General features: G+C 66.6%; 7 protein-coding genes. 4 read left to right on the top strand and 3 right to left on the bottom strand.

The window, feature by feature from the left end; genetic code table 11:
- Window positions 1-74 precede the first annotated feature (74 nt).
- On the bottom strand, window positions 75-1109 hold the full coding sequence (locus ACPT9U_RS12155) for a hypothetical protein (protein ID WP_435751122.1): 1035 nt from the start codon (window positions 1107-1109) through the stop codon (window positions 75-77).
- A 196-nt stretch (window positions 1110-1305) separates the two neighbouring features.
- Complete coding sequence (gene acnB / locus ACPT9U_RS12150) at window positions 1306-3915, bottom strand: bifunctional aconitate hydratase 2/2-methylisocitrate dehydratase (RefSeq protein WP_435751121.1); 2610 nt, start codon at window positions 3913-3915, stop codon at window positions 1306-1308.
- 344 nt (window positions 3916-4259) lie between these two features.
- On the opposite strand from acnB, the gene acnA reads away from it, so the two are divergent.
- The 4 genes from acnA to ACPT9U_RS12130 all read left to right on the top strand — a co-directional run bounded on the left by acnA (window position 4260) and on the right by ACPT9U_RS12130 (window position 9756).
- Complete coding sequence (acnA, locus tag ACPT9U_RS12145) at window positions 4260-6956, top strand: aconitate hydratase AcnA (RefSeq protein WP_435751120.1); 2697 nt, start codon at window positions 4260-4262, stop codon at window positions 6954-6956.
- 125 nt (window positions 6957-7081) lie between these two features.
- Window positions 7082-7474 carry a YchJ family protein gene (locus ACPT9U_RS12140; RefSeq protein ID WP_435751119.1) on the top strand — a complete coding sequence of 131 codons (393 nt, stop codon included), beginning with the start codon at window positions 7082-7084 and terminating at the stop codon, window positions 7472-7474.
- A gap of 140 nt (window positions 7475-7614) precedes the next feature.
- Window positions 7615-7998 carry a DUF6394 family protein gene (locus ACPT9U_RS12135; protein WP_418363182.1) on the top strand — a complete coding sequence of 128 codons (384 nt, stop codon included), beginning with the start codon at window positions 7615-7617 and terminating at the stop codon, window positions 7996-7998.
- A gap of 21 nt (window positions 7999-8019) precedes the next feature.
- Entirely contained in the window at window positions 8020-9756 is a 1737-nt protein-coding gene (locus ACPT9U_RS12130) for a potassium channel family protein (protein ID WP_418363183.1), read from the top strand.
- A gap of 7 nt (window positions 9757-9763) precedes the next feature.
- Here ACPT9U_RS12130 and ACPT9U_RS12125 read toward each other — a convergent pair whose 3' ends face one another.
- Window positions 9764-9982, bottom strand: a complete 219-nt coding sequence (locus ACPT9U_RS12125) for an RNA-binding S4 domain-containing protein (RefSeq protein ID WP_418363184.1) — start codon at window positions 9980-9982, stop codon at window positions 9764-9766.
- Window positions 9983-10038: the final 56 nt, after the last annotated feature.

The raw sequence follows: 10038 nt of genomic DNA, 5'->3' as shown, positions 1-10038 counted from the left end.
GCGGATTCCTCCGGAGTATGGTTAAGTCGTTCTCGCAAAACAACTTTCTCATATTTCCGGCCGCGATGCGCCTCCTATCTGTGAGAAATGCGGGCTAGCGCTGCCGTCTGGCGGCTCTTCAACAAATAGAGCCACGTGATCCATAGCGCCGCAAGCAGCAACGCCCCACTGGCGACGAGGTTGTAGAGGCTGCTGCTCTGCACGGACTCGCGCACCGTCGCCATCGCGACCGACTTGCTGAGACCGAGGCTGACCACGAGGGGCCTGTCCTGCACCCGACGCCATGCGTAGTAGCGCTCGACCCCATCGACCGGCGCCACGACGTCGTAGAAGCCGTGCGACACCAGGTGGTCATGCAGGAAGCCGCGATCGGCAGGCACGCTCTTGCCAAGCACGCCTTCCAGCAGGTGCGAACGTGCGAGATAGGCGCCATCGTCGCGCAGCAGCAGTGCGACATCGGCCGGATCGGGAAAGATGTCGCGCAGCGCGCGGGACAGATGTTCCGCCGACACGGACACGACGATCACGCCTTCAAGCCGCCCGTCACGGTGCAAGGGTCGCGAAAATTGCACGGTCCATTTGCCCGATATGCGCCCGAGCACGGGATGGCTGATGTACAAGCCCGCTTCCGCGCGGTTCAGATGCACCGCGAAGTGCGGCCGATCCGCAATCGAGACTTTCGTTGCCGCAACCGTAGCGTCCTCGGGCACCAGGCTGGAAAACAGGATCTCCCCCCGTTCGTTGGCGATCGCGACCTGGACCACAGCGCCCTCCGGCAAGGCATGCTGCGCCACACTCACCGTGCGACGGAAGGTTCGCTCGTCCTCGGCAAGCCAGCTTTGCCCAAGCTGCAGCGTAAGGTAGTCGAGCTTTTCGACCATGGTGCTGACCTGCAGGGCAAGCGCATGCACGGTTTGCTCGGCACGCAACCTGACGTTGGCCTCGACCTGGTCGAGTTGGGACTGGTGCGTCTGATTCAGCTCGAACCAATACACGCCGAGACAGAGCAGGATCGCCACCCAGCCGGCAACCGCGCGCCACACCGCATTGCGCGGCAAGGGAAGTGCCTCTTCGGATCGACGGTGCCGGAGCAAGAACTTGGGGATCATTAGATTCTGGGCGCCCGCGACCGGACGTCGTCATTTTTTGGAGATGATAGACGATTCCACCGTCGCAAGGCGTGACGGGATGCCGTTGTGCCACCCAAGATGGTGTGGTCGGCCACCAAAAATACGACACCCCCGGCGCGAGGATGCGCCGGGGGTGTCGTCGGGGTCCGGTCGAGCCGGACCGATCAGGCCGGGATCAGACCGTCACGGTGTCAGCCACCGTACGGAATTCCTCGATCTGATCGAAGTTCATGTAGCGGTAGATGTCGGCAGCCTTCTTGTTCACCACCTCAACCTGCGCCATGTACTCCTGCACGCTCGGGATCTTGCCCATCAGCGCGCACACCGCGGCCAGCTCGGCCGAGCCCAGATAGACGCGGGTGTCGATGCCGAGGCGGTTCGGGAAGTTGCGCGTCGAGGTCGACATCGCGGTGCTGCCCTTGCGGATCTGCGCCTGGTTGCCCATGCACAGCGAGCAACCCGGCATCTCCATGCGGGCGCCGGACTTGCCGAGCACGCCGTAGTAGCCTTCCTCGTTGAGGATCATCGCGTCCATCTTGGTGGGCGGGGCGATCCACAGGCGGGTCGGGATGTCGGACTTGCCGTCCAGCACCTTGCCGGCAGCGCGGAAGTGACCGATGTTGGTCATGCACGAGCCGATGAAGACTTCGTCGATCTTGTCGCCGGCGACTTCGGACAGCAGCTTGACGTCGTCCGGGTCGTTCGGGCAGGCGACGATCGGCTCCTTGATGTCGGCGAGATCGATCTCGATCACGGCGGCGTACTCGGCGTCGGCATCACCCTTCAGCAGTTCGCCGTTGGCGATCCACTCTTCCATGGCCTTGATGCGGCGACCCAGGGTGCGCTTGTCTTCGTAGCCGTTGGCGATCATCCACTTCATCAGGGTGATGTTCGAGTTCATGTACTCGACGATCGGCGCCTTGTTGAGGTGGACCGTGCAACCGGCGGCGGAGCGTTCGGCCGAGGCGTCGGTCAGCTCGAAAGCCTGTTCGACCTTCAGGTCCGGCAGGCCTTCGATCTCGAGGATGCGGCCGGAGAAGATGTTCTTCTTGCCCTTCTTCTCGACCGTCAGCAGGCCCTGGCGGATGGCGTACAGCGGGATGGCGTTGACCAGGTCACGCAGCGTGACGCCCGGCTGCATCGTGCCCTTGAAGCGCACCAGCACCGATTCCGGCATGTCGAGCGGCATGACGCCGGTCGCAGCGGCGAAGGCTACGAGGCCGGAGCCGGCCGGGAAGGAGATACCGATCGGGAAGCGGGTGTGGCTGTCGCCGCCGGTGCCGACGGTGTCGGGCAGCAGCAGGCGGTTGAGCCAGGAGTGGATCACGCCGTCGCCCGGGCGCAGCGACACGCCGCCGCGGGTGCTGATGAAGCTCGGCAGCTCGCGGTGCATCTTGACGTCGACCAGCTTCGGGTAGGCGGCGGTGTGGCAGAAGGACTGCATCACCAGGTCGGCGGAGAAGCCGAGGCAGGCAAGGTCCTTGAGCTCGTCGCGGGTCATCGGGCCGGTGGTGTCCTGCGAGCCGACGGTGGTCATCTTGGGTTCGCAGTAGGTGCCCGGGCGGATGCCCTGCTGATTTCCGTCAATGAGCGGCATGCCGCAGGCGCGGCCAACCATCTTCTGCGCCAGCGAGAAGCCCTTGCCGGTGTCGGCGGGGGCCTGCGGCAGGCGGAACAGGGTCGAGGGCGGCAGGCCCAGCGCTTCACGCGCCTTGGTGGTGAGGCCGCGACCGATGATCAGCGGGATACGGCCACCAGCGCGCACTTCGTCGAGGATCACCAGAGTCTTCAACTGCGACTCGGCGATCACGGCGCCGTTCTTGAGCGCGGTGACCTTGCCCGACTTGTCGTCGACCTTGAGCTCGATCTCGTCGCCCATTTCCATGTTGCCGGCGTCGATCTCGATCGGCAGTGCGCCGGCGTCTTCCATCGTGTTGAAGAAGATCGGGGCGATCTTGGAGCCCAGGCACACGCCGCCGAAGCGCTTGTTCGGGACGAAGGGGATGTCCTCGCCGGTGAACCACAACACCGAGTTGGTGGCGGACTTGCGGGAGGAACCGGTACCGACCACGTCACCGACGTAGGCGACCAGGTTGCCCTTGGCGCGCAGATCTTCGAGGAACTTGACCGGGCCGCGCACGCCGGCTTCTTCCGGCTCGATGCCCGGGCGCGGGTTCTTGAGCATGGCCAGCGCATGCAGCGGGATGTCGGGGCGCGACCAGGCATCCGGCGCGGGCGACAGGTCGTCGGTGTTCGTTTCGCCGGTGACCTTGAACACGGTCAGCTTCTGCGAAGCCGGGACTTCCGGGCGGCTGGTGAACCACTCGGCGTCGGCCCAGGACTGCATGACGGCCTTGGCGTTGGCGTTGCCCTTCTCGGCCAGTTCCTTGACGTCGTGGAAGTAGTCGAACATCAGCAGGGTCTTCTTGAGGCCCTCTGCAGCGATGGTGCCCACTTCGGCGTCGCCGAGCAGGTCGATCATCGGCTTGATGTTGAAGCCGCCCAGCATGGTACCGAGCAGCTCGGTGGCCTTGGCGCGCGACACCAGCGCACAGGCTTCTTCGCCCTTGGCGACCTTGGCCAGGAACTCGGCCTTGACCCTGGCGGCGTCGTCCACGCCGGCGGGGACGCGGTAGGTGAGCAGTTCGACGAGGAAGTCTTCCTCGCCGGCGGGGGGATTCTTCAGCAGTTCGACGAGTTCGGTGGCCTGCTGCTTGGACAGCGGCAGCGGCGGGATGCCGAGGGCGGCACGTTCGGCGACATGGGCACGGTAGGCTTCAAGCACGGCGACTTCCTCACTATTTCGTGGCGGTGATCGGAGCTCCGACCGGGGGTCGCCCAGCCGGATCGGACGAGATTATATGTCTTTTATAAGACTTGCGGTGCGGTGCAACAGCCGGGCAGAAGATCCCGGAAAAAACTTTTGCGATTCTACGCGTTCGAACCGGGCAGGTAAGCCCCGTGAATGATGACGAGGGCGCCTGCCCCGTGCGAACGAGCCCGCAGCTCACCTTCCCAACAGCGCACTTCGTCACAAGACACCACCCAGTCGCAAGCTGGCCCCGTGGGGCTGCGCTGCTATGCTGAAGAAACCCCGACCCGGGCCACGCTACACACAGGAGGCCACCGATGCACACCCTCTTCGATTCGCTCAAGACCCTGGATTCCCCCAAGGGCAAGGTGCTGCAGTACTACGCCCTGCCTGCACTAGAGGCCGCCGGCATCGGGCCCATCTCGCGCCTGCCGGTATCGATCCGCATCGTGCTCGAATCGGTGCTGCGCAACTGCGACGGTCAGAAAGTGACCGAAGCCCACGTGCGCGAACTGGCCAACTGGCAGCCGACCGCACAGCGCACTGCCGAGATCCCCTTCGTGGTCGCCCGTGTGGTGCTGCAGGACTTCACCGGCGTGCCGCTGCTCGCCGACCTGGCCGCGATGCGCAACGTGGCAGTGGAGCAGGGCCGCAACGCCAAGCTCATCGAGCCGCGGGTGCCGGTCGACCTGGTGGTCGACCACTCGGTGCAGGTAGACCACTACGGCACGCCCGACGCGCTGCGCCGCAACATGGAGATCGAGTTCGAGCGCAACCGCGAGCGCTACCAGTTCATGAAGTGGGGCATGCAAGCCTTCGACACCTTCCGCGTGGTGCCGCCGGGCATCGGCATCGTCCATCAGGTCAACCTCGAATACCTCTTCCGCGGCGTGCGCAGCCGCGACGGCCTGTGCTTCCCCGACACTCTGGTGGGCACCGACTCGCACACCACCATGATCAACGGCGTCGGCGTGGTGGGCTGGGGCGTGGGCGGGATCGAGGCCGAGGCGGCCATGCTCGGCCAGCCGGTATATTTCCTCACCCCCGACGTGATCGGGGTGGAACTCAAGGGCAGCCTCCCCGCCGGCACCACCGCGACCGACCTGGTGCTCACCGTGACCGAGATGCTGCGACGCGAGAAGGTGGTGGGCAAGTTCGTCGAGTTCTTCGGCGAGGGCACGGCCAGCCTGACCGTGACCGACCGCGCCACGCTCGCCAACATGGCCCCCGAATACGGCGCCACCATGGGCTTCTTCCCGGTGGACGAGAAGACCGTGGAGTACATGCGCGCCACCGGCCGCGACGAGGCCGAATGCGTGCTGTTCGAGGACTACTTCCGCGCCCAGGGCCTGTTCGGCGTGCCGCGTGCGGGCGAAATCGACTACACGCGCACGCTGGTGCTGGAGCTCGCCACCATCCAACCGTCACTCGCCGGTCCCAAGCGCCCGCAGGACCGCATCGCCCTGCCCGCCATGCGCCAAGAGTTCGAGCGCCTGTTCTCCGCGCCGGTGTCCGAGAACGGCTTCGGCCGAGAGCCCGGTCAGCTCGGCGACCGCTTCGCCACCGCGCGCGAAGGCGTGGACCTCGGCCATGGCGACGTGCTGATCGCCGCCATCACCTCGTGCACCAACACCAGCAACCCCGCGGTGATGATCGCCGCCGGCCTGCTAGCCAGGAAGGCCGTGGAGCGCGGCCTGCGCGTGAAGCCACACATCAAGACCTCGCTCGCCCCCGGCTCGCGCGTGGTCACAGATTACCTCGACAAGGGCGGGCTGCTCGAGCCGCTCGCTGCGCTCGGCTTCGCACTCGCCGGCTACGGCTGCACCACCTGCATCGGCAACGCTGGCGACCTCGCCACCGAGTTCAACGAGGCGATCGCCGAGCACGACCTGGTGGTGGCCGCGGTACTGTCGGGAAACCGCAACTTCGAAGCGCGCATCCACCCCAACATCCGCGCCAACTATCTCGCCTCGCCACCGCTGGTGGTGGCCTTCGCGCTCGCCGGGCGGGCCAACATCGACCTGACGCAGGAGCCACTGGGCACCGGCAGCGACGGCCAGCCGGTGTATCTGCGCGACCTCTGGCCGAGTTCGGACGAGGTCGCCGCGGTGCTGCCCTTTGCCACCGACCCGTCCACCTATCGCCGGCTCTACGCCGACTTCACCCGCGACCACGACCTGTGGAACGCGATCGCGGCGCCCACCGGCCAGGCCTACGACTGGCCATCCTCCACCTACATCGCCTGCCCGCCCTTCTTCGCGGGCTTCGGCATGACGCCGCCGCCCGCGCGCGACATTCACGATGCGCGCGCATTGCTGCTGCTCGGCGACTCGGTGACCACCGACCACATCTCGCCCGCCGGCTCCTTCCGCGAGACCAGCCCGGCAGGGCGCTGGCTGCGTGAGCAGGGGGTGGATAAGAAGGACTTCAACTCCTACGGCTCGCGGCGCGGCAACCACGACGTGATGGTGCGCGGCACCTTCGCCAACGTGCGTGTGAAGAACCTGATGCTGCCGCCCAACCCCGACGGCAGCCGTGTCGAAGGCGGCTACACCCTGCTCGACGGCGAGCAGACCACGGTGTACGAAGCAGCGAGCACCTGGATGGCGCGTGGCGTGCCGAGCATCGTCTTCGCCGGCGAGGAGTACGGCACCGGCTCGTCGCGCGACTGGGCGGCCAAGGGCACTGCGCTGCTCGGGGTCAAGGCGGTGGTGGCAAGGAGCTTCGAGCGCATCCACCGCTCCAACCTGGTCGGCATGGGCGTGCTGCCGCTGCAGTTCATCGGCGACGACAGCTGGCAGGGGCTGGGGCTCGACGGCAGCGAGACGTTCACGCTCGAAGGCATCACCGCCGGCCTGGCGCCGCAGCAGCAGCTCACGCTGCAGATCAAGCGGACTGATGGGTCAAAGCGGTCGGTGCCTGTGCTGTGCCGCATCGACACCCCGATCGAGATCGAGTACTACCGCCACGGCGGCATCCTGCCCTACGTGCTGCGGGAGATCCTCGGCGCGTGACAACGCCGTTGGCGCGGGCATTCCCGCGCCAACGGCAACCCAGCCCTCTGCGGCTCGCCAGGCTCCATGACCCGCCTACCCGTCGCGGGAATCTCCCCGGGCCAGCCCCGGTATACTCCTGCCGCATGAAACCCACCGCCCCCTGCCTCTGCGGCTCCGGCCAGCGCTTTGCACAGTGCTGCGGCCCTGCGCTGTCCGGCGCACACCCGGCGTGCACGGCCGAGGCGCTGATGCGCTCGCGCTACACCGCCTTCGCGCTGTCCGACACGGCCTACCTGCTCGCGAGCTGGCACCCGAGCACGCGCCCGGCCTCGCTCGACCTGGACGAAACGCCGGCGCCGAAGTGGATCGGCCTGCAGGTGCGCGCCCATCGCCCGCTGGACGAAGTCCATGCCGAGGTCGAGTTCATCGCCCGCTGCCGCGTCGGCGGCCGCGCCCAACGCCTGCACGAGACCAGCCGCTTCGTGTGCGAGGACGGACGCTGGTACTACATGGATGGCGACCTCCACCCCGACTGAGCGCGCACCGGCAAGCCCCGCCCGGTTCCGACCGGCGGCGCGCGAGACATCGCAATGCGCCAGGCGCATAATCTGCAACACCACCTACCGGGCTCCGCGGCCGTCACACCGGCCTCGACGGGCCCCACCGAAGGAAGATCATGAACCTCGAAAAAGTCATCTTCGGTTTTTTCATCGTGCTCGCCGCCACGCTGAACTTCGGCTTCTTCGTCGGCGACATCGACAACCCCGCGCACCATGACATCTACGAGCTCTTCGCCGCGCTGGTGGTCAGCCTGATCGCCACCGTGCTCAAGTTCGGCGACCGCACGCAGATCGGGGCGATCCACCTGTCCACCAGTCTCGCGGCCGACCTGCAGTTGATCGCGGCAGCCATGGTGTGGGGCTATGCCGCACACGTCGGCGCCGAGGGCGTCACACCCGACATGATGGCCAAGATCGTGTCGCTGTCGGGCGGTGCGCTGTTCGCCAACATGGTGTCGGTGGTGATCCTGATCGCCGAGACGATCATGCAGCGCCGCTGAGCCGGCGACCGGGGCCGCGGCATGCAGAACCTCGCCCACCATCACAGCGTCTTCTTCCTGATCCTTCGGCGCCTGCGCACGCCGCTGATCCTGCTCATCACCCTGTTCTCGATCTCGGTGCTGGGGCTCACGCTCGTCCCCGGGCCGGAGGTCGAGGGCCGGACAAGCTACCTGAGCTTCTTTCACGCCTTCTATTTCATCAGCTACACCGCCACCACGATCGGCTTCGGCGAGGTTCCCTACACCTTCTCCGACGAGCAGCGGCTATGGGTGATGGTGAGCATCTACCTTTCGGTGATCGGCTGGGCCTATACCCTGGGCTCGGTGTTCAGCCTGTTGTCGGACCGCAGCCTGCGCCAGGCAATCGCCATGCAGCGCTTCGTGCGCGCAGTCCGGAGGCTGCGCGAACCCTTCTATCTGGTGTGCGGCTACGGCGAGACGGGTCGCCTGATCTGCGAGGCCCTGGACCGCATGGGCCTGCGCGCGGTCGTGGTGGAGATCGACGAGGGTAAGGTCGGCGAACTCGATCTGCACAACTACGTACTCGACGTGCCTGCGGTGTGCGCCGACGCCGGAAACCCCGAGACACTCAAGTTCGCCGGCCTCACCCACTCCAGTTGCAGGGGTGTGATCGCGCTGACCAACGACGACCACACCAATCTGGCGATCGCGATCTCGGCGCGCCTGCTCGCGCCACGACTGCCTGCACTGTGCCGGGCAGAGAACGACGCCACCGCGGACAACATGGCGTCCTTCGGCACGCGGCACATCATCAACCCCTTCGAGCGCTTCGCCGAGACCCTCGCGCTGTCGCTGCACGCGCCCAAGGCCTCGCAACTGATGAGCTGGCTCACCGGCGTGCCGGGCACAGAGGTCGAGCGCAGGCGCGATCCGCCGCATGGGGAATGGATCGTGTGCGGTCATGGCCGCTTTGGCAGCCAGCTCGTTGAAGCCATGGATTCCGAGGCCGTGCCGGTCACGATCATCGACCTCGACCCCAAGCCCGACGGTCTGCACCGCTGGGTGCAGGGTGATGGCACGGGCGCGAAGTCGCTGCGCGAAGCCGGCGTGGAGGCTGCCACGGGTATCGTGTGCGGCACCAGCTCGGACGCGGACAACCTGTCGATCGCGGTCACCGCGCGCGAGCTGAATCCGGAGCTGTTCATAATCCTGCGCCAGAACCACGAATCCAACCGCGCCCTGTTCGACGCTTTCGACGCCGACATCACGGTGGTGCCCAGCCGCGTCATCGGTCACGAGTGCATCGCCATCCTGAGCACACCGCTGCTCGTTCCCTTCCTGGGCGAGATCCGCGCTCGCGACGAGGCGTGGTGCGGGGCACAGCTCGAGCGCCTGACCGATCGCCTGGGCTGGACCGTACCTGAGGTGCGCAGCGAGCGCATCAACCTGAGCCGCGCACCGGCACTGTACCGGCGCCTCATGCGCGGAGAGACGATCACACTCGAGCAACTGATGCGCTCGCCCTCCGACCGCAGCCGCGGGCTGGACTGCGAGGTGATCTACCTGGAGCGCGACGACGACGACCACCTGCTGGTGCCGGAACCCGGCACCCGGGTCCGTGCCGGCGACGAGTTCCTGCTGGCGGGCACGCGGGCCGCACTCGACGATATCGGCCTGATCATCGCCAACGAGCACACCCTGGCCTACATCCTCACCGGCGAGGATCTGCCCGGAGGCTGGGTCTGGGAGAAATTCTCCCGCCGCGCGCGCGCAGCCGCTGCCCCGCACTTGCCCTGAACGATGTTCAGTCCTGCTGCATGAGCGTGATCTCCGCGCCGGCGTAGCGCACCTTCTGCCCGGGGCGCAGCTTGGCACGCTTGCGCATCTCGACCTTGCCGTCCACCCGCACCTGCCCCTGCTCGACCGCAGCATGCGCCGCGCCCCCCGAATCCACGAGGCCGGCGGCCTTCAGCAGTTGATCGAGCTGAATGTATTCGCCGCGCACGGCAAAGGAAGTGTTCATCGCGTTCTCCCGGTGGCCTGCGCGACGCCGCACGCACCCGCCCTCATGTCAAAATG

Origin of the sequence: Thauera sp. AutoDN2 (assembly GCF_051280715.1) — a bacterium.
Classification (GTDB): Bacteria; Pseudomonadota; Gammaproteobacteria; order Burkholderiales; family Rhodocyclaceae; genus Thauera.
The sequence above is the reverse complement of the archived record's forward strand: the minus strand, read 5'-3'. Positions and strand labels throughout refer to the sequence as shown.

Bases quoted from the DNA above. Each gene is read 5' to 3' on its own strand.
- ACPT9U_RS12155 (WP_435751122.1), bottom strand. From the start codon at position 1,109: ATGATCCCCAAGTTCTTGCTCCGGCACCGTCGATCCGAAGAGGCACTT.
- acnA (WP_435751120.1), top strand. From the start codon at position 4,260: ATGCACACCCTCTTCGATTCGCTCAAGACCCTGGATTCCCCCAAGGGC.
- ACPT9U_RS12140 (WP_435751119.1), top strand. From the start codon at position 7,082: ATGAAACCCACCGCCCCCTGCCTCTGCGGCTCCGGCCAGCGCTTTGCA.
- ACPT9U_RS12135 (WP_418363182.1), top strand. From the start codon at position 7,615: ATGAACCTCGAAAAAGTCATCTTCGGTTTTTTCATCGTGCTCGCCGCC.
- ACPT9U_RS12130 (WP_418363183.1), top strand. From the start codon at position 8,020: ATGCAGAACCTCGCCCACCATCACAGCGTCTTCTTCCTGATCCTTCGG.
- ACPT9U_RS12125 (WP_418363184.1), bottom strand. From the start codon at position 9,982: ATGAACACTTCCTTTGCCGTGCGCGGCGAATACATTCAGCTCGATCAA.